Raw genomic sequence first — 25,256 nt, forward strand, 5'->3', positions numbered from 1 at the left:
CCCTACTATACTATCCTTATTTTCATAGTTTTATTTAATAAACGTATACCGCTAAGATTTAATATTTTATTAATAGGAATACTTTTGGGTAACTCAATCGTTGAATAATAATTAAATAACTTAATACGACCAATATATTGACTTTTGATATCTACCTTTTTCGAAAAAATATTAAGAATATGATGGACTTCAATACCATCATGACGACCTACTCCAATTCGATATAAATTCATATCTTTACTTATTTTTTTTATACTATGATTATTTTTTATTTTTTTTATATCTATAGGATCGGGTGGTAAAATTAAAGGACGATTTCCCTGCGCTAATTTGAGTAGTATTGCAGATAAAGTATCTGATTTTTTTTCAAAAATGGGTAAATTTATCAATTTATTTAATAAATTACGATAAGCATCTATATCATCCGATGATAATAACTTTTCAAGTTTCTCAGAAAATTTTTCTAAACGTCTCGTAATAAGCATATCGGATGTAGGAGGTTTAACTTCAGGAATAGTGATTTTTATAGTACGTTCTATATTACGTAATCTATATTTTTCGTGAGGTTCTACAAACAATAATGCTCTACCAATGCGTCCAGCACGTCCTGTTCTACCAATACGATGAATATAGGATTCCGAATCTGTGGGTAAGTCATAATTTATAACTAAACTAATTCTATCTACATCTAAACCTCTAGCCGCAATATCGGTAGCAATTAAAATATTTAATTGACCGTCTCTAAAATGTTTTAGAGTTTGTTCACGTAGTGATTGAGTCATATCTCCATTTAATACAGCAATATTATGATATCCGTTCTTTTCCAAGAATTTAGCTACTTGTATTGTAGCAATTTTAGTACGTACAAAAATTAATACCGCATCAAAATCTTCTATTTCCAAGAATCGAGATAATAATTCATATTTAGATATACCCTTTTGTATTTTACAATAGCTTTGACGTATATCAGGACGAGTTTTAATACTCGTCTGAATTCCTATTTCATAAGGTTTTTTCATAAAACGATGTGTAATCAATCGAATTGATTCAGGCATTGTTGCAGAAAATAATGCCGTTTGATGTTCTTTGGGTATTTTTTTCAAAATATCTTCAACAGATTCAATAAAACCCATACGTAGCATTTCATCTGCTTCATCTATGACTAAGCTACGTAAAGAAGATAAATTTAGTGTTCCTCTATTTAAATGATCAAGTAAACGACCAGGAGTACCTACAATTATTTGAGCACCCATTTGTAAGGCACGTATTTGAATGGTATAATTTTGTCCTCCATATAGGACAATTGTTTTAATATTTTTTATATATTTAGAAAAATGGGAACATGCCTCTCCAACTTGTACTGCTAATTCTCTAGTAGGTGTAAGAATGAGTACTTGTGGAGCATTGAATTCTGGATTAATATTCTGAATTAATGGTAAGGAAAAAGCCGCAGTTTTACCACTACCAGTTTGTGCAGTACCGAGTATATCTCTACCAATGAGTAAATATGGAATACATTTTGCTTGTATAGGAGAGGGGTGCGTATAACCGAGATCATTTAATGCTTGTAGAATGAACTGTGATAATCCTAATGAAGAAAAAGATATTTCCTTTTCAGACATGTGCATGCCTCATACTAAATTTATGGCAACAATAAAATAAGGAAGATCCATTAAATTTTATTTGCATTTGGAATCATTCTCTATCCGATTACGATAGAGCTTCTTTAATGCTTAATCGTATACGACCTTGTCTATCAATATTTAATACTTTAATAGTTACTTCTTGTCCTATTTTTAATCGTCGAATATTACTAATCTGAGATATATGTACTAAACCTTCTTTATTTACCTTATTAATAGTAACAAAGGCACCAAAATCTACTATACGGGTGATTTTTCCACTATAAATATCACCCATCTTAATTTCAGCAGTAATTTCTTGTATACGAGATATTGTATAATGAGCTTTATTCCTATCTGAAGTGGCTATTTTGACACTTCCATTGTCTTCTATCTCAATAGTTGTTCCCGTTTCTTCAGTTAACGCACGAATAATTGTTCCTCCTTTCCCAATTAAATCTCTTATTTTATTAGGATTAATTTTAATGGTATAAATGTGAGGTGCATATTTAGATATTTCTTTTCTTGGTATATTGATGGATTTACCCATTAAATCTAAAATTCGAAATAAGGCTATTTTTGCTTGCTTTAAGGCAGTATGTATAATTTCAACACTAATTTCTAAAATTTTACTATCCATTTGTAATGCAGTAATTCCATTATAGCTACCCGCTATTTTAAAATCCATATCACCTATTCGATCTTCTTCACCTGCTATATCAGATAGAACAATAAATTTTTTATCTTCTTTTATTAAACCCATAGCTATACCAGCTATAGGATATTTAATTGGGATACCTGCATCCATTAAAGCTAAAGATGCACCACATACTGAAGCCATAGATGAGGATCCATCGGATTCAGTAATCTCTGATACTACTCTAATAGTATAAGGAAATTCATTAATTTTAGGCATTACCGGTAATAAACTACGCTTAGCCAAACGACCATGTCCAATCTCTCGACGCTTAGGTGAAGTCATCATCCCAATTTCTCCAACACAGTATGGAGGAAAATTATAATGTAAGATAAAATGATCAGTATATTCTCCTCTTAATTCATCAACATTTTGTGCATCTCGATTGGTACCTAAAGTAGTCGTAACCAGTGCTTGAGTATGTCCTCTAGTAAATAAAGCCGATCCATGAGTACGGGGTAAAATTCCTACTCGTATATCTATATTACGAATTTCATTAATTTTTCTTTTATCCAGGCGATACATTCTATTTAATATAATATCTCTTATTATATCTTTCTCTAATCTATCTAACAATTTTTTTATTTCATTTATATCTACGGAATTATCTTCCGTATTAACAATCTCTAATATATTAGATTTGATTATATCCATTTCATCAGAACGTTCTTTTTTATTAGGAATATTAAGAGAAATTTCTTCAATACGTTCCGCTGCTAGTTCCTTAATACGCTGTCTTATAAGCGCGGTTTTAGTTTCTTCGGAAGAAACTAATGTCCAATTAGGTTTATTAACTTTATTTACCAATTCATTAATATTCTGAATAACAATTTCTTGTTGTTTATGACCAAATATTATGGCATTTAACAATTCTTCTTCATTTAAAAATTGTGAGGCAGATTCAATCATGACTATTGCATCTGCAGTACTAGATATTACTAAATCTAGTGAACTTTTATTTAATTCTTCTGAATTTGGATTAAGTATATATTGTTTATTAACATAACCAATACGGGCTGCACCAACTGGACCATGAAATGGAATTCCAGATATACTAATTACGGCAGAAGAACCAATAATAGCAACAATATCAGGACTAATTTGAGGTCCAACTGAAACTACCGTAGCCGTTAATTGAACTTCATTAAAGAAAGAGGATGAGAATAAAGGACGTAGAGGACGATCAATCAAACGCGATACTAAAATTTCATTTTCACTAGGGCGGCCTTCTCTACGAAAAAATCCACCCGGAATACGACCAGCAGCATAAGTACGTTCTTGATAATTAATAGTTAAAGGAAAGAAGTCTTGTTCACTTTTTTGCTTTTTAGCGACTACCATAGTAACAAGAATGGATGTTTCATCAATAGTGATCATTACTGAAGCCGTCGATTGACGTGCTATAAGTCCAGTTTCTATCTTTACTATACTATTGCCATATTGAAATTTTTGAATAATAGAATGTAACAAATTAATATCCTTTTAATATAAATTAAAAATCATAGTAACTTTAAAAAAAAGTATAAAATTAAAAATTATCAGAAAATGGGAATTTTTCTGATAGATGATAGATTTTTTCTTTAGAGATTTATTTCGTATTATTGTCGTATAATTTCTAATGTCGTAAATCTAATTTATCAATTAAATTTGTATAGCGATTAATATTTTTTTTTCTTAGATAATTTAAGAGTTTACGACGTTGTGAAACAAGATAAAGTAATCCTTTACGACTATGAAAATCCTTCTTATGAGTTACAAAATGATTATTTTGTAATGCATTAATTTTAGCAGTAAAAAAAGCAACTTGTACTTCAACAGAACCACTATCATTTTCATTATGTCCAAAATTGGTAATAATTTCTCTGTTATTTTGAGTGCTATTTAGCAAATTTTTTATCCTCCATATTTATATAAAAAATATTTTATATGTATGTTTTATAATGATATTAATATAGTAAAATTAATAAAAACATATATTATTTTATATGACTACCTACTAGATATAGTAGTCATAATATATTTCTTCTCAATTGTTCGTATGGAAGTAATAATTGATCGATTTTAGAAAATATTGTTTTACTTTCTAAGAGAGAAATATTTTCCGAAACAATTCTTTTAATCTCATCAAATTGTATCATACTTTCTTCTGAAAAATGTGCAACTGATAAACGATGCAAAGATTGTACATAGGCACCACAACCTAACTTTTCACCAATATCGTTTATGATAACACGTATATATGTCCCTTTTGAACAATGTATTTCTAATTCAAGTTTATTTGCACTCCAATTGATCAATTTCAAACTATAAATAGAAATTTTTCTAGGTTGACGATATATATTGATACCTTTATTAGCATATTTATATAAAGGAATCCCTTTATATTTTAAAGCAGAAAACATTGGTGGTATTTGATCCATTTCACCTCTAAATAAATTTAATACATCTTCTAGATTATTTTTATTAAAGATTACTGGTTTTATACTAGTAATTTTCCCTTCTGCATCAAATGTATTTGTACTCTGTCCAAGAAAAGCTTTCACCCGATATCTTTTATCTGCATTAGTTAAGTATGATACAAATTTATTGGCTTTTCCAAAGCAAATAGGTAACATACCCGTAGCTAATGGATCTAGTGTTCCTATATAACCCGCTTTTTTAGCACAAAATATTATTTTTAATTTTTGAAGAAATCCATTGGATGAAATTCCCTTCGGTTTATTTAATAGAAGAATACCATTGACATCACGACGAAAATTTAAGTATTTTTTTACAATATCTACAGTATTATTCATGCAATATTGATTGCTTTATCGATAAGATTAGATATATATTTACCATGACATAAAGAATGATCATAAATAAAGATTATATTAGGAATTATACGTAAGTGAACAAATTTCTTCAATAGGTAACGAACTAAACTTGTAGTCAGTTGAAGTCTCTTAATTCCAGTAGATATAGATACTTTGGCATTAAAAAATGAAACATAGATTTTAGCATAAGATAAATCTTTCGATAATTTTACTGTAGAAATAGTTACCATCCCAATTTTTGGATCGTTAATTTCATTTTGTAAAATTAAAGCAACGCCTTTTTTAATCTCCTGAGCAATACGTAACACACGATAATCCCTTTTTTGCATATTATTCTAAACCTTTATTTTGATTTGATTTTACTATGTGCTCATTTTCAAAAAATTCAATTTTATCATTTTTATGAATATCATGATAATTTTTAATACCTATACCACACTCCATTCCATTTCTAACTTCACTGACATTATCTTTAAAACGTCTTAACGATTCTAATTCTCCTTCATATATAACTATATTATTACGTAGTAATCGTATTTTACTTTGTCGTTTAATAATCCCATCAATCACCATACAACCAGCTATCACATTAGATTTTTGTGAACGAAATATGTGTCTAACTTCAGCTAAACCAAGAATTTTCTCTTTATATTCGGGTGTTAAAAGTCCATTAATAGCTTTTTTAATATCATCAACTAAATGATATATAATAGAATAATATCGAATATCTATATTTTCATGGATAATAATACGACGTGCTGTAGAATCTGCACGTACATTAAACCCTAATAAAATCGCATTTGTAGATACTGCCAATGCAACATCTGTTTCGGTAATCGCTCCAACACCAGAATGAATAATTTCTACTTTAATCTTATTAGTAGATAGCATTCTTAATGCATTATTAATGGCCTCAACAGATCCTTTCACATCCGCTTTAATTACTATGTATAGATTCGATACATTATTTTCTTCATTGAAGTTAGCAAAAATATTTTCTAAATTGGTTTTTTTTTGTTTTGCTAATTTAATCTCACGAAATTTACCTTGACGATATAAAGCAACCTCACGAGCTTTTTTTTCATTATTTACAACTATAAATTCATCTCCTGCATCTGGTACCATCGATAAACCAAGTATTTCAACTGGCATTGAAGGTCCGGCTGAAGTGATATTATTACCTATTTCATCACGCATAGCACGAATTTTTCCATAAGATAAACCACATAGAATAATATTACCTTGTTGTAAAGTTCCTTCACGTACTAATACGGTAGCAATAGGACCTTTTCCTTTATCGAGAAAAGATTCAACTACAATACCACTAGCTATACCACTTTTTTTTGCTTTGAGTCCTAACATTTCCGATTGTAAAATAATTGCATCTAAAAGATCATTTATCCCCGTTCCATATTTAGCAGATATGTTAACAAATTGAGTATCTCCTCCCCATTCTTCTGAAAGTAGATTATAGCGCGCTAGTTCACTTTTAATATGTTCTATATTAATATCAATTTTATCAATTTTATTAATAGCGACAATTATTGGAACATTAGCTAATTGTGCGTGTTGAATAGTCTCAATGGTTTGAGACATTACACCATCATCAGCTGCAACTACTAATATAATAATATCCGTTATTTTCGTTCCTCTAGCTCGCATAGCAGTAAAAGCTGAATGTCCAGGTGTATCTAAAAAAGTTATCATTCCATTATGTGTTTTTACATGATAAGCACCAATATGCTGGGTAATACCACCATATTCTTTATTAACTACTTTTGTAGAACGAATATAATCTAATAGTGAAGTTTTTCCATGATCAACATGACCCATTACAGTTACAATAGGTGCACGTTTTTCTGGAATAATAGATATTTCTTCCTTTGTATTTCGATCTGCTATTAACAAATTTTCTAAATTATTATCATGATGCAAAATTACTTTATGTCCCATTTCTTCTGCTACAATTTGTGCAGTTTCTTGATCGAGTATTTGATTAATTGTAACCATTTCACCTAATTGCATCATTGATTTTATTACTTCTGAACTTTTTACTGCCATTTTATTTGCTAATTCTGAAACTGTAATAGTTTCACCAATAATTATATTCCTCGTTACTGTTTGAATAGGTTTTTTAAACTCTTGTAACATAATATTAGTCGATGATTTACTACGCCTATTTTTATTAATACGTATTACTTTTGATTCTTCACGATCAATTCTAGATTCTGATAAATAAATATTTCTCTTTCTTTTGGAATGTTTATTACTTTTAAATCTTCTATCAACTTCAACTTTTTTATTTAAATCATCTTCGGCTTCACGGAAATGTCTTGACACTTTTGAATGAGTCTTCTTGATATTATCTACTTCTGATTTGGATTGTGATTCTACTGTATCAGATATATTATTATTTTCTATATCTCTATCTTTTTTTTCTTCTATAATTTTATTATTACCAGTAGTATTATTTTCTATGGTTTCTTTTTCAATTTTGTTATACGTATTATTTATATTTGATAAATCATTTGATAAATATTGATTTTCTTCTTTATCATTATTTTTTATAACGTTATTATCTATTTTATCAAGATTTTTATATATATGTTTTTTTCTTATCTCTACTTTTATAGTTTTATTTTTTCCGTCCAAACTTTGAATATTCAAAGTACTCAGTGTTCTACGACGTAATATAACGTTTTCTTTTGAATCTAAATTATTAGATTTCTTACTATGAAATAAATTTATTAAATTTTGTTTCTCTTTTTGTGTCAAACTATCTAATGTAGTTTTATTAATACCTATTTCAGATAATTTATTTAGTAAAAAATCAATAGACACCTGAAGTTCTTTAGCAAGAGATTGTATAGTTACATCTACCATTTTATAGTCCTGCTCTATTATTTAATCATTATTAAACCAACAAATATTACGTGCAGCCATAATTAATTTACCAGCTTTTTCTTTACTTATTTTTTTAATCATTGCCAAATCATCTATACCTTGTTCAGCAAGATTTTCAATTGTATATATGCCATATTTTGCTAATTCTAATGCAATTTCATAATCAATTTCTGGTAAATGAAGTAAATCTTCATTTAGTTTTTTTTCATTATCTTTAGAAGATATAATAGCATGTTGATCTATCTCATTTAAAGTTATTAATGCTTCTTTAGCTTTTTGACGTAATATTGTTGCTTTTTTTTCATTAATTCCTTTTATTTCTAAAAGTTCTTCTATTGGAACAAAAGCAATTTCTTCAAGAGAAGAAAATCCTGCTTCTACTAATGATATGGCAGATTGTTCATCAATATCTAAATTTTTAGTAAAAATATTAATAATTTTATTATTTTCAGCTTGATTTTTTTTAAAAAAATCTTCTTCTGTCATTACATTAATTTCCCAACCACTCAGTTGAGAAGCTAAACGAACATTTTGTCCATTTCTACCAATAGCTTGTGCTAGATTATTAGCTTCTACTGCAATATCCATGGAATGATTATCTTCATCTACTACAATAGATACTATATTAGCGGGAGCCATAGCATTAATTACAAATTGAGCCGGATTCTCATGCCATAGAATAATATCAATACGTTCTCCATTAAGTTCATTAGAAATAGCATGTACACGTGCACCTCTTATACCTACACATGCTCCAATGGGATCAATTCTTTTATCATTAGTTTTAACAGCAATTTTAGCTCTATAACCTGGATCTCTAGCAGCTGCTTTGATTTCAATAATATCTTCATTAATTTCTGGTACTTCAATTCGAAAGAGTTCAATAAGCATTTCTAATCGAGAACGACTAAGAAATAATTGTATATTACGTGATTCTGGTTTAACTGAATATAATATTCCTTTAATTCGATCTCCTGGACGAAAATTTTCTCGAGGTAACATATCTTCATGATGAATAGTGGCTTCAACATAATTTCCTAAATCTAAGCTAATACTATCACGATTTACTTTTCTTACTATACCTGAAATAATTTCCCCTTCATGACACTTAAATTGATCCAGTATTGTTGCTTTTTCAGCCTCACGTACTTTTTGTACAATAACTTGTTTTGCTGTTTGCGTGGTAATACGATCAAAAATCACTGATTCAATTTTATCTTCAATATATTCACCTAAATTAGCATTAGGATCATGAAACTCTGCAGCTTCTAAAGTAATTTCACGAGTAGGTAGAACTACTTCTTTTACTATAAGCCAACGCCTAAAAGTTTCATAATCTCCAGATTTACGATTAATACAAACACGTACTTCAATATCTTGTTCATATTTTTTTTTTGTTGCTGCAGCTAATGCTATTTCTAAAGCTTCAAAAATTTTTTCTCTTGGGACAGATTTTTCATTAGAAACTGCTTCAACCACAGCTAAAATCTCTTTGTTCATCCTTAAGTTTCCTTAAAAAGGTTAAGAGTAATAAAAAACTCTAATCAAAATTTAATTTTTAGCATTTTTCAATATCATTAATGTAATACAATGTATTTGAATAAGTATTCTAATGTATCGTAGGAAGAATATTCTGTAAGTATTTTATTATATAAAAATAATAAAAATTATAAATTAATAAATTTCTTTATGATAGATAGATTAATACTAAAGTGAAATTTTTAACATAATTATTAATATAGATCTATTATAATATCGTTTTGGAACGTTACAGATTCAAAGAGAAAGATTCAAAGATTTATTGTTATGAGATTTAGTGATTGGTTGCGGAGGTCGGATTTGAACCGACGACCTTCGGGTTATGAGCCCGACGAGCTACCAGACTGCTCCACCCCGCGATATTTTTAATGGTGAACAAATAAATAATATAATATATAATATATGATTTTTTTAAATATATCAAGTATTAATTATTATTTACCGAGGACGGGATTTGAACCCGTAAACCTAAATTAGGCACTACCCCCTCAAGATAGCGTGTCTACCAATTTCACCACCTCGGTAAGTAATTATTTCTCTGAATAGTATTAATTAATAGAGGTAGTATCTGTTGAAATATTTAAGGAATGAGATCCTATATGATTATCTTTATTATTAATATTACCTAAAATTAAACTAAGCGTAAAAAATAATATTGCTAAAATAGATGTTATACGAGTCATAATATTACTAGAACTTCTTGATTTCAGTAAATTATTAGTCATCCCTATTCTAGAATCTCCTCCTATATTATAATTTTCATTCGATTGGAGTAATATACATATAATTAAACTAACGGATATAAGTATAAAAATAGCTAATAGTATTGAATACATTTTCTTTATATTTCTTTTATTAATTATAAATGACCGGATTAGATTAATATAAGAAGTAATTTATATATTTTTATATTAAAATATATTAAAAATTCTATTTTTAAAATATATTGTATAAATATTCATAATACTATAATTTTTATTTTTTTAGTATATGATTTTTATAATTTTATGGAAAAAAATTTATATAGGAGAATATGATAATGAATAATAATAAAATTATGGCTCGACATCTTGCTTTTGAGTATCTTCGTAGAATTAATGAAGAGTTAAGTCCTGCAGATTATTTACAAAAATTTGAGCAATTAGAATTAGAGTTTATTTCTTTAATACAAAAAAGTTCTATAAATAGTGAAAAAACAACTACAGGCATTTGTGATTTCTTATCTAGATTTTGTCCTAAATGTAAAGGAGATGGATGTCGTTAATAATTATCATTTTATAATAAAAATTTAGAAGGAGATGAAATCTATAATTTTTTATTTTATTAGCTAAATAATAGTTATTTATATAAATAGAATCAATTTCATTCTATTAAAAAAATAATAGACTTCTCTCTTCTATTTAANTTATAATAAAAATTTAGAAGGAGATGAAATCTATAATTTTTTATTTTATTAGCTAAATAATAGTTATTTATATAAATAGAATCAATTTCATTCTATTAAAAAAATAATAGACTTCTCTCTTCTATTTAAAATCCAAATAGAAGAGAGATTAATAAAATTGATAGATATTGATAGATAATGAATATTAATAAAAAATATTATTATGATTATTTTAAATCAATTCTACTAAATATGTCTAATAATAAAACAAGAAAATTTTAATTTCATATCTATTGGAAAAAAAGTATTTGCTATTGAGATAGCTGGATTACAATATTTTACCGATCATATTAAGAATGATTTTCATCGTGCTTGTGAAATTATACTTCAATGTCATGGAAAAGTAGTAATAATGGGAGTAGGGATATCTGAAGATATAGGTCGTAAAATTGCCGCTTCTAGTACTGGTACCCCCTTCTTTTTTTTTCATCCTATCGAAGTTAGTCATGGAGATCTTGGAATGATTTATAATAATTATTACGATATTATCTAATTCAGGTTAATCTTATGAAATAATAAAACTCTTTCCTATTCTTAAATATTTAATCCTTACATATACGTATAAATGTTCCTCAAGAGGCTCATTTGTATTAGTACTACTTACTAGTGCAGAAGCTATACTTATAATGGGAGATGCATTAGCTCTTTCTCAGTATAGAAGGTTTATTACCGAAATACGTGTACAGGATATTATGCATATTGGAGATAGAATTCATTTTGTATTTAATAATGCTTCATTAAATAAAGCATTAGGAGATTTTAGAAGGTAGGCAGGCGTATTATTGATTGATATTATTAGAAAAATCGATCTAAATCAGATTTATATTACGGATGTAATGACTGTTAGTGGTATATGGATCCTAATGTATTAGCAGATTAAATTTATTAAAAAATAATCATATTACTACATCATTAGTCTCTGATAAAAATCGTATTATACATATTCATGATATATTACGATCTGGTATTGTATAAATAAGGAGTGTTATTATGTATGAAAATCCCAATATTCCTACATTATATGGAGAAATTTCCTCTAATTTTTTAGATAAAGCTGAAAATATTAGTTTATTAATTTGTGATGTAGATGGAGTCTTATCTGATCGTATTATTTATTCGAGTTTTGATGGGAATGAAATCAAACCATTTCATGCACGTGATGGATATGGCATTCGTTCTTTATTAAAAAATAATATTAAAGTTGCTATTATTACTGGTCGTACAAGTAAGTTATTAAAAATTTATTGTGATATTATTGGCATTGATTTGTTATATCAAGAACAAACGAACAAAGTGATTCCTTTTAATATTATAATTGAAAAATTAAATTTAGAAAAATATCAGATAGCATATATTGGTGATGACTTAATTGACTTACCTGTTATGAAATTAGTAGGATTAAATATAGCAGTGAAAGATGCACATCCCTTAGTAAAAGTACAATCAACTTATATTACTCAAAATAATGGAGGAAATGGAGCCATTAGAGAAATTTGTGATCTCTTACTTTTAGCACAAGGTAAATTGCATGAAAAATATGATTCATATCTAATGAATTTTAATAAATAAAAAATGTATGGAATAATAGAATCACTATTTTTATATTTGATATTATTAATTTCAAATTGGATATGGAATGATAATATCAATTTAAAATTGGATATTGATCAATCCATATTAGATTTCCCTACATATCAAGGTAAAAATATTAATATTTTATTTTATAATCCCCAAAATGGTAATATCATTTCTAAAATAGAAGCTCTATCTGCTCAATTTTTCTTAAATAGAAATACTACTTATATTATTTCTCCAATTACTATTTTATTTAGTGAAAATAATACTCGAACTTGGTTAATAACTGCTGATCAAGCGATACTTAAAGACAATAATAACTTATATTTAAATGGATCTATACAATTTAAAAATATAATTGAAATAGGAATGATTCAAAAATTATCAATGGATAATGCAGTGTTTAATTTATTAAATAAAGAGATTATTTCTGAAAATATTGTTTTTCTAACTGGAATTGGTTTTCAATCTATTGGTATGAAACTAAAAGGCAGTTTACATGATAAAACTATTGAACTTCTTGAAGAAGTTAAAACAACTTATTATAAATAATTTACGATTTATTAAATTATGCTTCTTCTATTTAATAATATTTTTTTTTTAATATAAACAAAATAGTATTAGCAAATACTACTGACAAAAAAAATCCTATTTATATACAATCACAAAATCAATCTATCAATATGGAAACTGGTATTATTACTTTTACAGGAAATATTGTTATTACACACAGTACAATTGAAATCCATGCAGATAAAGTAATTATTACTTATAGTAATAAAAATAGTAATTCAGCCAGTATTATAAAAGGGTACGGTCAACCTATAAAAATTTATTGTTTTTTTGAAAAAAATGGAGAAAAAATATATGCTCAATCAGAAAAAATATGTTACGATATTAATAATAATATAATTTTATTAACAGATAATGCTTATATTAAAAAAATTAATGGTACAATTAAAAGTGATTGTATTTCTTTCTTAATAAAAGAAAAGAGAATAGAAGCATTTAGTACTAATAGTAGACAGCAGGTAGTAACAACACTATTACATCCTGAAATATTTAAATCAAAATAACTAACTAACGGTCGTCTATAAATAGAATAATGTCCAATTTAGTTATAAAAAATTTAACAAAATATTATAAAGGTAGAACTATCATAGATAATATTTCTTTAGAAATAAAATCTGGAGAAATTGTTGGATTATTAGGACCCAACGGTGCAGGAAAAACTACCATTTTTTATATGATAGCAGGTATTATACAACATGATATAGGTAAAATATTTATAGATGAAAATGATATTAGTTTTTTACCTTTATATGCTAGAGCTAAATTCCGTATTACTTATCTTCCTCAAGAAGCTTCTATTTTTCGTAAATTAAGCGTATTTGATAATTTAATGGCAATATTAGAAATAATACATAAAAATATATCATATAAAGAACGCTTAGATCGTGTTTATTCATTAATGAATGAATTTAATATTACACATTTATGTAAATGTCTAGGTCAATTTCTTTCTGGAGGTGAGAGAAGAAGAGTAGAAATTGCTCGATCCTTAATTGCTAATCCTAAATTTATTTTACTAGATGAACCTTTTGCTGGAGTTGATCCTATTTCTATTTTTGATATAAAAAAGATCATTAAATATTTAAAGAAAATAGGATTAGGTATATTTATTACGGATCACAATGTACGTGATACACTGGATATTTGTATGCGGACTTATATTATAAATCAAGGTAAATTACTTGCAAATGGTATATCTTCGGATCTTATAAAAAATAAAAAAGTAAGAGAGATATATTTAGGAGAAGAATTTATTTTATAAATAAATTCTTCTATTAAAAATTATTGAATAATATTAATGAATATCATTGAAAAAAGAATTAAATCTATTCGTAATGAAATAAAAATTATTGCAAAAAAGTATGGATGTGATACGAATAGAATTCGTTTAGTTGCTGTTAGTAAAAATAAACCTATAGAGCTAATACAATATGCTATATTGGCAGGACAAAAAGAATTTGGAGAAAATTATGTTAAAGAAGGAGTAGAAAAAATATATTTTTTTAGTAAAAATTATAAATTAATTTGGCATTTTATTGGTCAATTACAATCAAATAAAAGTCGATTAGTTGCGGAATATTTTGATTGGTGTCATACGATAGATTGTACAAAAATCATTCATAGACTTAATGTGCAGAGACCTCCAAATCTTTCTCCTCTTAATGTTTTAATTCAAGTTAATATTGATGGTGAAAAAAATAAAGGAGGAATTGCATCTAACCAAATTTTTTCACTAGCTAAAATAATAAAATCATGTATTAATTTACAGTTAAGAGGAATTATGTGTATTCCAACTATAGAGACTAATTTTAATAAACAGATAATAAATTTTGTCAAAATTTTTAAATTGTTTAAGGAATTACAATATTCTTACTCTTCTGTAGATACATTATCCTTAGGTATGAGTCATGATATGATAGCGGCAATAGCTGCTGGAAGTAATTTGTTGAGAATTGGTACAGCTATTTTTGGTAGTAGATAGAATAGATAACGATTACTTATTATTGCTATTCTAATAGAAATCAATTGTTACTGAATAAAAAAATTTTTAAATTAAATGATATATTCATTAATACTAACTAAATATATCCTCACAATGAATTAATTTTCTAATTCTATAGCTTTCATAAATTAATCATTAGTTCTCATTTTTTTATTTCTATTTTAACTCAATTTAAATCTATGTATAATAAAGATCCAATTCTTAGAGATGATTCACTTATATTATTAATGGATTTACAGAAATTAAGGTAAATATCAAAGAGGAAATTATGAATCAAATAGATTTATCTTTAAAAGGTCAGTGTATTGCGGAATTTTTTGGAACAGGATTATTAGTTTTTTTTGGAATTGGTAGTGTAGTTGGAATGAAAATTATGGATATTCCTTATGGGCAGTGGGAAATATGTATGATTTGGGGATTAAGTGCCACTATAGCAATTTATTTTGCTTCCCCCCTCTCTGGGGCACATCTTAACCCAGCAGTGACTGTTGCTTTCTGGTTATCTTCTTCATTTCAATCAAAAAAAGTAATACCATATATTTTTTCACAAATGCTTGGTGCATTTTTTGCTACAGTATTAGTTTATATTTTGTACTATAATTGTTTTTACGAATATATTCACTCTCCAATTCATACACATGAATCAGTCAAATATATTAATTTAATTAATATGTTTTCTACCTATCCTGATTCACATATCTCTTTTTATAAAGCTTTTTTTATAGAAACTATAATTACTTCTATTCTATTATGTTTAATTTTATTTTTTATAAATATTATTTCCTATAAACCTTTTTTACCATTATTAATTGGCATTGTTATCACATTAATTGGATCATCTGTAGGTAAATTAACAGGATTTGCATTAAATCCAGCACGTGATTTAAGTCCAAAGATTTTTACTTATTTAATAGGATGGGGAAGTATTGCTTTTACAGGTGGAACAAATATTCCATATTTTCTTGTTCCTCTATTTGCACCAATATTAGGTGGATGCTTAGGTGCATTAACTTATAATAAGCTTATTAAGCCATATTTACCTAAAGAAATAATAGAAAAATCTAAGTAATAATATTTACTTAGTATATCCCAATTATTTTTATATTAGTGAGAGTATAATATGTCATTAGAAGAAAAAAAATACATTATTGCCTTAGATCAAGGAACAACTAATTCCAGAGCAGTTATATTAGACCATAATGCTAATATTGTTAGTATATCTCAACGTGAACTTACTCAAATTTATCCTAAACCAGGTTGGGTCGAACATGATGCAATGGAAATTTTGTCAAGTCAAAATATAGCTATGATAGAAGCTATAAAAAAAACGGATATTAATTTGAATCAAATTGCTGGAATAGGGATTACTAATCAACGAGAAACAGCAATAGTTTGGGATAAGGAAACTGGTAAACCTATTTATAATGCTATTGTATGGCAATGTAGAAGAACCGCTGATATTTGCAAAAATCTTAAAGAAGCAGGAATGGAAGAGTATATAAGATATACTACTGGATTAGTGATTGATCCTTATTTTTCTGGTACAAAAATACAGTGGATTCTAGATAATGTTAAAACTGCTCGACAACGAGCTAAACGTGGTGAATTACTTTGTGGGACTGTAGATACTTGGCTTATTTGGAATATGACCAAAGGTAAAGTCCATGTAACTGATTATACTAATGCATCTCGCACAATGTTATTTAATATTCATACATTAGAATGGGATAAAAATTTAATAGAAGCTATGAATATCCCATACTCAATGTTACCAAAAGTTTGTTCCTCTTCTGAAATTTATGGAAAAATAAATTTATGTGGTAAAGATTCTATTGCGATTCCTATTGCAGGAATTGCTGGAGATCAGCAAGCCTCTTTATACGGTCAGCTTTGTGTAATGCCAGGAATGGCAAAAAATACTTATGGCACAGGTTGTTTTTTATTAATGAATACTGGAAAAGAGATAGTAAGATCTAAACATGGTCTTTTAACTACAGTAGTATGTGGTCAACAAGGGGAAGTAAATTATGCGTTAGAAGGTGCCGTATTTATTGCTGGAGCTGCCATTCAATGGTTACGAGATGGAATAAAAGTGATTAATGATGCAGCTGATTCCGAATATTTTGCAAAAAAAGTAAATAATACTAATGGTGTATACGTTGTTCCAGCTTTCACTGGACTAGGTGCCCCATATTGGGATCCTTATGCACGTGGAATAATTTTTGGCATTACAAGAGGTGTTACTTCTAATCATATTATTAGAGCAACATTAGAATCTATTGCATTTCAAACTAGAGACTTAATTGAAGCAATGCAAGCTGACTCACATAAACGACTTAAATCCTTAAGAGTAGATGGAGGAGCAGTAGTTAATAATTTTTTAATGCAATTTCAATCTGATATTCTCGGTACTAGAGTGGAAAGACCCGTAGTAAGAGAAGTAACAGCACTAGGTGCGGCATATCTAGCAGGTTTAGCCGTTCAATTTTGGAACGATTTAGAAGAAGTTCGTAGTAAATGGACTATTGAAAAAGAATTTCGCCCTAATATTGAAACAATAGAAAGAAATCGTTATTATGATGGATGGAAAAAAGCAGTAAATCGTGCGCGATCTGATATTCAACCGCTATAGATAGATTATTTCCTTATTGAGTGGCTTATTTATTAATTATTATGGTTGACACTCCTTGCGAGAGAAATCCAACATAACAATATCATTAGTCCCATACTAAAAGTTATCATGCCAAGACTATGTTGATTGTTTTGAGGTAATAACGAAGAAAAGCCTGCAATAACACCAGAAACAATATTTTGAATACTACCAACTAATGCACCAGCAGTACCAGCAAAATAGGGATAAGGCTCCATGGCACCCGTAGTAGCTAGTGGGAATAACATACCAGCACCAAAAAAAAATAAGCTAGCTGGTAAAATTAAGGTCCATAGTGTCATAATATTAAACCAAGCAGGAATCCACATTAGCAAACCTGCTCCTATACAGCTAAGTACTGCTAACCACATTGAATGCTTAAAAGAAATTGTAATACGACTAACATACCAGGCCCCAAGAAAAGTACTAGGTAAAGGAAGTATAAAGAGTATACTTCTTTCGTATACACTAAAACCCATATTGCCTAATAGAACTCCACTACTTGATTTAAATGCCACAATCCCTGATACTCCTCCTACTAAAATAAGAAGATAATGATTAAAAGTTTTTTCACATAATAAGTATTTAAAAATAAATATTTTAGGATAACTTTTAACTAAAAGTAAAGGACGGGTTTCTGGTAGAAACCACCAAATAATTATGCTAATAATACTACTCAAAATTAATAGAAAAACAAAACAAGATCTCCAACCTAAGTAATTAGATAATATTCCTCCAATCAAAGGAGCAACTAAGGGAATAAATATTACACCCATGTTTAGTAAACTATTAGTACGTCGAAGTTCATTGCCCTTACACGTATCTCTCAGTAGAACGCGCGCCATTACTCCACTAACACCGGTTCCCATTCCTTGAATACCACAGGAAAATGTAACAAATAATAAAGAATAACTATTCATCGCCATTAAAGTACCTAAATAGAATATACCCATTCCAAGAAAAATCATCGGTCTACGTCCAAAATGATCGGATAGAGGTCCATAAATTAGTTGTGATATACCATAACATAATAAATAAGCTGCTAATAATCTTTGTAATGTTCCTTCTGGTACCTTTAGTTCACTTGCCATAATTGGAATACCGGCTATATAAATAGCTTGTGTCATTTGACCTACTGCTACTAATAATATTAATAGTATTAAGATACGTATACGAAATATATTTTTTTTAGTGTCTTCCATAAGATATAATTTTTAATTAATAATAAATATATATGTTAATTTTGATAATTAAGGAGTATATTATTTTATGATAAAACTAGATTTCATCTAGAACAGATATCGTAGAAAATTATTCTTTCACTTTATATTAAAGTGTTCCTGTTATAAGAACTATGAATACATAGTATTATGCTTTATAAATATGCCTTATTAAGGAATAATATATGAATGGATGGGTTATTGGTGAAGTTATACAAATCAAACATTGGACAAAAAACCTTTTTAGTTTAATTATTCGTGCTCCTATTAATCCGTTCATAGCAGGACAATTTACTAGATTAGCTTTAGAAATTAACGGTGAAAGAATTCAACGTGCATACTCTTATGTCAATGCACCAAAAGATCCAGATCTTGAATTCTATTGTGTTACTATACCTAATGGAAAGTTTAGCACAAATTTAAGTTTAATAAAACTAGGAGAGCGTATAATGGTAAAAAAAGACGCATCTGGTTTTTTGATTCTAGATACGATTCCATCTTGTGATGATTTATGGATGTTAGCAACCGGAACAGCAATTGGACCCTATTTATCAATTCTTAGTCAAGGAGAAGATTTAGATCGTTTTAAAAATATTATTCTTATACATGCAGTACGTTTTTATAACGATTTTAGTTATCTCAATAAAATATCAATGTTAAAAAAACATTATAAAGGTAAACTAAAAACAGTATTAATCGTTAGTAGAGAAAAGATTGCAGGAACCCTCATGGGTCGTATACCTAATCTAATTCAAGATGGATCTTTAGAATCAACAGTAGGTTTAACAATGAGTCTTGAAAAGAGTCATGTGATGTTGTGTGGTAATCCTAATATGATGCGCAATGTTACAGAATTTTTAAAAAATAATCGTGGTATGCGTAAAAATTTAAAAAATAAGATAGGAAATATCAGTAGTGAACACTATTGGTAATTATTTTTCAGTCTGATAGATAATTATTCTCTATTTTTTATTTTATTTATCTATTTTATGATATAGTATTGTAGAATTATTATATTATTAAACAATTTATAGATAGGATAAAATTCATGTTTTTACCCTTAATCATAGGTAATTGGAAGTTACATGGAAATAAAAAGATAATCAAAAGCTACTTTACAGATTTATGTAGTAAGCTAAAACTAATGAATCTCCATGTTGAGATTGCTATTGCACCTCCTATGGTTTATTTAGAATTGGCTATGCGTTATTTAAATCAGAATATTACTTTATGTGCTCAAAATGTAGATACGAATATCTCTGGAGCCTTTACCGGTGAAACATCTATTCGAATGTTAAAAGACATTGGTGTAAAATATGTTATTATTGGACATTCTGAAAGACGTCTTTATCATAAAGAAAGTAATCATAATATTGCTAAAAAATTTGCTTTAATTAAAGAAGCAAGTTTAATTCCAGTTTTATGTATAGGTGAAAATGAACAAGAGTATGCAATAGGACAGTCTGAGTACATATGTCACCAACAGTTAGATTCTATAATAAATTTTGTAGGGATAGAGTCATTTTATGATAGCATCATTGCATATGAACCTATTTGGGCAATTGGTACGGGTAGACACGCTAATCCATTACAAGTTCAAAAAATTCATCAATCTATTCGATATCATATTGCTAGATATGATGAAAATGTAGCCAAGCAGTTACGTATTCAATACGGTGGTTCTGTTAATGAAGAAAATATATCTCAATTCTTGAGACAATCAGATGTATCTGGTGCTCTTATAGGTTCCGCTTGCTTAAAAACTGATACCTTTATTAATATAATAAAAAATACCGAAGCTATTAAAAAATAATAATTTCTTCTATCTATGTTTTTTTAATAACCGTTTGTATTCCATATTGACTACCTATTAAAGCTATATCGGCACTTCTACGAGCAAATAATCCTACTGTTACTACTCCAGGTATATTATTTATTGTTTCTTCTAGTTCGATAGGATTAGAAATCCTTAAATTCTTTACATCAAGAATAATATTGCCATTATCAGTCGTTATTCCTTTTCTGTATTCAGGAATACCACCTAATCGAAGCATTTCTTTAGTTACCCATGATCGAGCCATGGGAATGACTTCGATTGGAAGTGGAAATGTTCCTAATATTTCTACTTTTTTACTTGAATCGACAATACAAATAAATTTTTTAGCTACAGCTGCAATAATTTTTTCTCTAGTTAATGCACCCCCTCCTCCTTTAATCATTTGCATCTGAGAATTAATTTCATCTGCACTATCTATATAAATATCTACCGAACTTACATCATTGAGATTAAATAAAGGAATATCTAAACTTTTTAATTTGATAGAAGACATTTCCGAACTTGATATTGCTCCTTTGATTTGATGTTTAGATGTTGCTAGTGCATCCATAAAATGTGAAACGGTCGAACCGGTTCCTACTCCTACAATAGTAAAAGGTCGTATATATTGTAATCCAGCCCAACCTAATTGTTTTTTAATTTCATCTATCGTCATCTTCTCTATATTTATCCAGCAAAGAAATTTTAATTAAATTTTATTATAAACTAATTTTATTATAAACTAATACGATAATTTTAGAAACAAAGTTCTATGGAATATTTTGATATACTACATATCGTTGTCTAAGATAATATTACGTTACGATTTATTTATTAATTAATTTAGGAGTGTCAATAATGAATTATTCCCCTATAAAAAATTTATTAGATAATTATATTATTTTAGTAACCGGTGCTAGTGATGGGATAGGAAGATCTGTAGCTATTTCCTATGCAAAATATGGAGCTCGATTAATACTTCTTAGTAGAAATGAGAAAAAACTTTTATCTGTAAAGCAAACGATAGAGAAGATGGGATATAAGGAGGCAATGATCCTTCCCTTTGATCTTGCTTGTCAAGATCCTAAAGAATATCAAAATTTAATCAATAAAATAGCAAAGAAGAATATATCCCATATTGATGGATTACTTAACAACGCCGGATTACTTGGTACTATTATGCCTATTGCACAACAAGATCCTTTTCATTGGAAACAAGTAATTGATGTGAATATAAACGGAACGTTTATGATAACCCAAACATTCTTACCTCTATTACTCAACGCTCGTAGTCCTTCTATTATATTTACTACTTCTAGTGTAGGTAGAAAAGGTCGTGCTCATTGGGGAGCTTATGCCGTATCTAAATTTGCAACAGAAGGGATGATGCAAGTCTTATCTCATGAATATGATCCCACTCTTTTAAGAGTAAATTGTATTAATCCTGGAGCTATTCGTACTCATATGCGAGCCAGTGCTTTCCCAAATGAAAATCCGATGAATTTGAAGTCCCCAAATGATATCACCTTGATTTATCTTTATCTAATGGGTTCTGATAGTAAAGGGAAGACTGGTCTCAGTTACAATGCATATGATTTTCTCTAATCAAATTAGATTGAATTCTTGTATGATCAGATGGAGAAAGTCTGTATGAAGTTTTTTTATTTTAAATGCTTGATAAGATTGTTGTTCTAATGCGACGTCTGTTTTTATAGTAGCGAGTTGATAGGAGAGAAAGGCTAATTCGCGATATTTTTTTAGATTCTTAGCCGTAATTTTCGCCGATCTCAATTTTTTTAAGTGCGGAATGACTTCAAGATTTTCATATAGTCTTTTTATATGTCCGATGTGTTTGAGAAGATAGAGAGCTGTTTTGACTCCAATACCAGGTACGCCAGGAATATTATCAGATTTATCCCCTACTAAGGCTAAATAGTCAACAAAAAAATTGGGTGATATACCAAATTTCAATTGGATTTCTTCCGGTCCAATAAGACTATTAATTTTATTATTATGGTATAAAAGAGACACGTGTCTTGAAACCAGCTGTGCCATATCTTTATCACCTGTACTAATTATTACATTTAAACCATTTTTTTCTGCTTCTAGAGCTAAAGTACCAATGACATCATCCGCTTCTACTCCGGATATACTAAGTATAGGTAATTCTAATTTTTGAATAATATTCAATAGAGGGTTAATCTGTCTTCGCAAATTATCAGGCATTGGACTACGATGCAATTTATATTCTGAAAAAATATCACTACGAAAATTTTTTCCATTCGTATCAAATACTATTGCTATATATTCCGGTTGAAATGTTATCAATATTTTTTTTATAGTATTCAATACTCCGTATATTGCACCAATAGGTTGGTGAGTCTTTTTACTAAAAATTGATGAAAAAACATAATAAGAACGATATAAATGAAAGGATCCATCAATAATAATAAATGATTTGTTATCTCTTGGTATCATAAATAATATTCAATTTAAAGAATTTGTTTGATCAATTTATCTATACGGATACCTCTTAACCCTCTAATAATCTTTTTTATCTTATTAGGATATTCAGAAATTTTTTGAATTTGGGTAAAATGAGTAATTTTTTTCGTATGGGAACGAATGAAAAATAGTTCCTGTTTTCTTTGTTCTAATAATAAGTTTTTCGGATCATGAACTAATAAGGCATTTTCTAAATCTAAACGCCAAGATCGAGGATTAAAGTTATTACCTGTTAATAGTTGCCATTCATCATCTACCCATATTCCTTTAAGATGATAGCTATTATTACCGTCTTTCCATAATCTGATTAGTAATTGATCATTTTCGATATATTGTTGTAAACGGATGATAAAGTGGCGTAAGTTAACTTCATATAAATAAGGTATTGCTCCAATTATTTTAAATGGTTGATCTTCAGGTATATAAAAATCATTCGCTATTTTATCACCAATAATAACTTCTATTTTTTTCTCTCTCTTAAGAAGAGCAATAAAATCACGTATTAATAACATTGGCATATTGAAATATGGGGTACATATTATCAATTTTTTCTTAGTAGAACATATGAGATGATGTATGGTCTGATTTAAAAGACTTTTTTTCCCTAATCCTACTAATGGTGTTATAGCTAATTCATCATCATTAGCACTATTTTTAAAAATATAATTCGCATATCTTAATGATTGTCGAAATAATCGTATTTTATTTTTATTTTTTGTATTTTTCTTTTTATTCACTATTAGGCTATTTATTTGTACAACAGGAGGCATGATAAGTAATTGTCTATGAATATAATTTAGAAACACTTCTGCTAATAATGGATTGTGGATAATTTGATATCGATCGGATCGATATTTTTCACTTTGATGAAGGTATACATTATTTAAACTAGCTCCGCTATATATTATAGTGTCATCAATAATACACCCTTTTAAATGTAATACTCCTAACGCTTCATGGATATTTATTGGAACACCATAGATTGGCACATCTATATCCGGATAATGCTGAGCCATTTGATAATACCAATCCGCATTGGTATATATGGAATTTGAACCAATACGACCACGTTGTGCACGATACCAATCAACTAATACTACTGTCTCAAGTATAGGATTATATCTTTTAGCTTGATACAAAGCATTAAGTATTTTATACCCTCCTTTATCTTTTTCTAAAAATAAAATAACTAGATAGATACGTTTTTTAGCATTCTTAATAGATTGTAATAAAGTATAAAAAAAAGCATCGGGATTATATAATGTATGTATATCCTCAATAGACTGAGCAATTTTCGGTAATTGTGCGAGATATTTTATATGTTTATTAATCAATGATGACAAGCTCTTTACTCTCTTAAAAAGAGTCGGATATAATAGAATAAATTTATTAGTAATATTAGGACTATAATAATCAAATATAATCCAAATATAATAACAGACCATTGAGAAATCTCTAACAATAAAAATTGTTTCTCTTTTGTTAAGCAATCTCCAATAGGATTAAATATAAAAGGGATCCATTTGTCTAAGCGAAAATAAGTAGGAAAACTTATAGAGAAATCACATGTATCAAAAGGTGAAGGATATAGTTGTCTTCTAACATATTTCATAGCGAAATACATTCCTTCTATAGCACTATAAATACAAAGTAATATCCCACTATATCGACATATTTTTTTATTCGGGGCAATAATCCCAATTAAACCTGCCAATATAATTCCATATAAAGCACCGCGTTGATAAATGCATAAAACACAGGGTTTAAAATAAAAAAAGTATTGTAAGAGAAGTACAATACATTCCCAAATTAAAGCAGAAAGTATTAATACGAACCAAAATATACGATATGTAAAAATATTATTAAAATGAAACATTTTTTTTAAATAATGAA

Annotated in this window: 26 protein-coding genes and 2 tRNA genes; 13 read left to right on the forward strand and 15 right to left on the reverse strand. The window is 28.1% G+C overall.

The annotated features are described in order from the left end of the window. Positions 1–5: 5 nt before the first annotated feature. From KEC37_RS01815 to secG, 10 genes are all read right to left on the reverse strand, one after another. Positions 6–1,622, reverse strand: a complete 1,617-nt coding sequence (locus KEC37_RS01815) for a DEAD/DEAH box helicase (RefSeq protein WP_223139471.1) — start codon at positions 1,620–1,622, stop codon at positions 6–8. 88 nt (positions 1,623–1,710) lie between these two features. Beyond that, positions 1,711–3,789 carry a polyribonucleotide nucleotidyltransferase gene (gene pnp / locus KEC37_RS01820; protein ID WP_223139472.1) on the reverse strand — a complete coding sequence of 693 codons (2,079 nt, stop codon included), beginning with the start codon at positions 3,787–3,789 and terminating at the stop codon, positions 1,711–1,713. A 145-nt stretch (positions 3,790–3,934) separates the two neighbouring features. Continuing rightward, positions 3,935–4,207 (reverse strand): 30S ribosomal protein S15, encoded by a 273-nt coding sequence (gene rpsO, locus KEC37_RS01825; RefSeq protein ID WP_223139473.1) that lies wholly within the window; start codon positions 4,205–4,207, stop codon positions 3,935–3,937. Positions 4,208–4,328: 121 nt separating this feature from the next. Then, a complete protein-coding gene (truB, locus tag KEC37_RS01830) occupies positions 4,329–5,114 on the reverse strand; it encodes a tRNA pseudouridine(55) synthase TruB (protein WP_223138979.1) in 786 nt (261 codons plus the stop codon). Beyond that, positions 5,111–5,464: a 30S ribosome-binding factor RbfA gene (rbfA, locus tag KEC37_RS01835; protein ID WP_223138458.1), complete on the reverse strand. Its 354-nt coding sequence runs from the start codon at positions 5,462–5,464 to the stop codon at positions 5,111–5,113. Before rbfA ends, truB begins: the two co-directional genes overlap by 4 nt. Before the next feature lies 1 nt (position 5,465). Continuing rightward, positions 5,466–8,018, reverse strand: a complete 2,553-nt coding sequence (gene infB / locus KEC37_RS01840) for a translation initiation factor IF-2 (protein ID WP_223139474.1) — start codon at positions 8,016–8,018, stop codon at positions 5,466–5,468. Positions 8,019–8,039: 21 nt separating this feature from the next. Next, complete coding sequence (nusA, locus tag KEC37_RS01845; protein WP_223139475.1) at positions 8,040–9,539, reverse strand: transcription termination factor NusA; 1,500 nt, start codon at positions 9,537–9,539, stop codon at positions 8,040–8,042. 321 nt (positions 9,540–9,860) lie between these two features. Beyond that, positions 9,861–9,937, reverse strand: a tRNA-Met gene (locus KEC37_RS01850). 80 nt (positions 9,938–10,017) lie between these two features. Next, positions 10,018–10,102: transfer RNA gene (locus KEC37_RS01855), tRNA-Leu, on the reverse strand. A gap of 24 nt (positions 10,103–10,126) precedes the next feature. After that, the gene (gene secG, locus KEC37_RS01860; protein WP_223139476.1) at positions 10,127–10,414 is read right to left on the reverse strand and encodes a preprotein translocase subunit SecG; all 288 of its coding nucleotides are present in this window, start codon (positions 10,412–10,414) and stop codon (positions 10,127–10,129) included. A gap of 203 nt (positions 10,415–10,617) precedes the next feature. Here secG and KEC37_RS01865 point away from each other — a divergent pair, with 203 nt between their 5' ends. From KEC37_RS01865 to glpK, 10 genes are all read left to right on the forward strand, one after another. Then, entirely contained in the window at positions 10,618–10,842 is a 225-nt protein-coding gene (locus tag KEC37_RS01865; protein ID WP_246612014.1) for a YdiH family protein, read from the forward strand. 532 nt (positions 10,843–11,374) lie between these two features. Continuing rightward, positions 11,375–11,515 carry a hypothetical protein gene (locus tag KEC37_RS01870; RefSeq protein WP_223139477.1) on the forward strand — a complete coding sequence of 47 codons (141 nt, stop codon included), beginning with the start codon at positions 11,375–11,377 and terminating at the stop codon, positions 11,513–11,515. 133 nt (positions 11,516–11,648) lie between these two features. Then, positions 11,649–11,792 (forward strand): hypothetical protein, encoded by a 144-nt coding sequence (locus KEC37_RS01875; RefSeq protein WP_223139478.1) that lies wholly within the window; start codon positions 11,649–11,651, stop codon positions 11,790–11,792. Positions 11,793–12,012: 220 nt separating this feature from the next. After that, positions 12,013–12,591 (forward strand): 3-deoxy-manno-octulosonate-8-phosphatase KdsC, encoded by a 579-nt coding sequence (kdsC, locus tag KEC37_RS01880; protein WP_223138984.1) that lies wholly within the window; start codon positions 12,013–12,015, stop codon positions 12,589–12,591. A gap of 3 nt (positions 12,592–12,594) precedes the next feature. Beyond that, positions 12,595–13,149: an LPS export ABC transporter periplasmic protein LptC gene (gene lptC, locus KEC37_RS01885; protein WP_223139479.1), complete on the forward strand. Its 555-nt coding sequence runs from the start codon at positions 12,595–12,597 to the stop codon at positions 13,147–13,149. Positions 13,150–13,211: 62 nt separating this feature from the next. Next, positions 13,212–13,673: a lipopolysaccharide transport periplasmic protein LptA gene (gene lptA / locus KEC37_RS01890; RefSeq protein ID WP_281492959.1), complete on the forward strand. Its 462-nt coding sequence runs from the start codon at positions 13,212–13,214 to the stop codon at positions 13,671–13,673. 29 nt (positions 13,674–13,702) lie between these two features. Beyond that, positions 13,703–14,431 carry an LPS export ABC transporter ATP-binding protein gene (lptB, locus tag KEC37_RS01895; RefSeq protein ID WP_223139480.1) on the forward strand — a complete coding sequence of 243 codons (729 nt, stop codon included), beginning with the start codon at positions 13,703–13,705 and terminating at the stop codon, positions 14,429–14,431. A gap of 36 nt (positions 14,432–14,467) precedes the next feature. Then, entirely contained in the window at positions 14,468–15,151 is a 684-nt protein-coding gene (locus tag KEC37_RS01900) for a YggS family pyridoxal phosphate-dependent enzyme (protein ID WP_223139481.1), read from the forward strand. 289 nt (positions 15,152–15,440) lie between these two features. After that, positions 15,441–16,241, forward strand: a complete 801-nt coding sequence (locus tag KEC37_RS01905; RefSeq protein ID WP_223138466.1) for an MIP/aquaporin family protein — start codon at positions 15,441–15,443, stop codon at positions 16,239–16,241. Between the two features lie 51 nt (positions 16,242–16,292). After that, positions 16,293–17,804: a glycerol kinase GlpK gene (glpK, locus tag KEC37_RS01910; RefSeq protein ID WP_223138467.1), complete on the forward strand. Its 1,512-nt coding sequence runs from the start codon at positions 16,293–16,295 to the stop codon at positions 17,802–17,804. A 32-nt stretch (positions 17,805–17,836) separates the two neighbouring features. Here glpK and emrD read toward each other — a convergent pair whose 3' ends face one another. Continuing rightward, positions 17,837–19,024 carry a multidrug efflux MFS transporter EmrD gene (emrD, locus tag KEC37_RS01915; protein WP_223138988.1) on the reverse strand — a complete coding sequence of 396 codons (1,188 nt, stop codon included), beginning with the start codon at positions 19,022–19,024 and terminating at the stop codon, positions 17,837–17,839. A 203-nt stretch (positions 19,025–19,227) separates the two neighbouring features. Between emrD and KEC37_RS01920 the strand changes: the two genes are divergently transcribed. Together KEC37_RS01920 and tpiA are read left to right on the forward strand one after the other, a co-directional pair. After that, positions 19,228–19,974, forward strand: coding sequence for an FAD-binding oxidoreductase (locus KEC37_RS01920; protein WP_223139482.1), 747 nt, complete (start codon positions 19,228–19,230; stop codon positions 19,972–19,974). Positions 19,975–20,090: 116 nt separating this feature from the next. Then, positions 20,091–20,855 (forward strand): triose-phosphate isomerase, encoded by a 765-nt coding sequence (gene tpiA, locus KEC37_RS01925; RefSeq protein ID WP_223139483.1) that lies wholly within the window; start codon positions 20,091–20,093, stop codon positions 20,853–20,855. 13 nt (positions 20,856–20,868) lie between these two features. On the opposite strand, the gene rpiA is transcribed toward tpiA, so the two are convergent. After that, entirely contained in the window at positions 20,869–21,534 is a 666-nt protein-coding gene (gene rpiA / locus KEC37_RS01930; RefSeq protein WP_223138471.1) for a ribose-5-phosphate isomerase RpiA, read from the reverse strand. 182 nt (positions 21,535–21,716) lie between these two features. Here rpiA and KEC37_RS01935 point away from each other — a divergent pair, with 182 nt between their 5' ends. Next, the gene (locus KEC37_RS01935) at positions 21,717–22,463 is read left to right on the forward strand and encodes a YciK family oxidoreductase (RefSeq protein ID WP_223139484.1); all 747 of its coding nucleotides are present in this window, start codon (positions 21,717–21,719) and stop codon (positions 22,461–22,463) included. On the opposite strand, the gene KEC37_RS01940 is transcribed toward KEC37_RS01935, so the two are convergent. The 3 genes from KEC37_RS01940 to dsbB are packed head-to-tail and all read right to left on the reverse strand — an operon-like array spanning position 22,464 to position 25,239. Further along, positions 22,464–23,336, reverse strand: coding sequence for a 5'-3' exonuclease (locus KEC37_RS01940; RefSeq protein WP_223139485.1), 873 nt, complete (start codon positions 23,334–23,336; stop codon positions 22,464–22,466). A 14-nt stretch (positions 23,337–23,350) separates the two neighbouring features. Then, positions 23,351–24,697 carry a CDP-diacylglycerol--serine O-phosphatidyltransferase gene (gene pssA, locus KEC37_RS01945; RefSeq protein ID WP_420885557.1) on the reverse strand — a complete coding sequence of 449 codons (1,347 nt, stop codon included), beginning with the start codon at positions 24,695–24,697 and terminating at the stop codon, positions 23,351–23,353. Between the two features lie 14 nt (positions 24,698–24,711). Continuing rightward, complete coding sequence (gene dsbB / locus KEC37_RS01950; protein WP_223139487.1) at positions 24,712–25,239, reverse strand: disulfide bond formation protein DsbB; 528 nt, start codon at positions 25,237–25,239, stop codon at positions 24,712–24,714. Between the last annotated feature and the right edge of the window lie 17 nt (positions 25,240–25,256).

This window comes from Candidatus Schneideria nysicola (genome assembly GCF_019923565.1).
In the GTDB taxonomy this organism is placed as follows: Bacteria; Pseudomonadota; Gammaproteobacteria; order Enterobacterales; family Enterobacteriaceae; genus Schneideria; species Schneideria nysicola.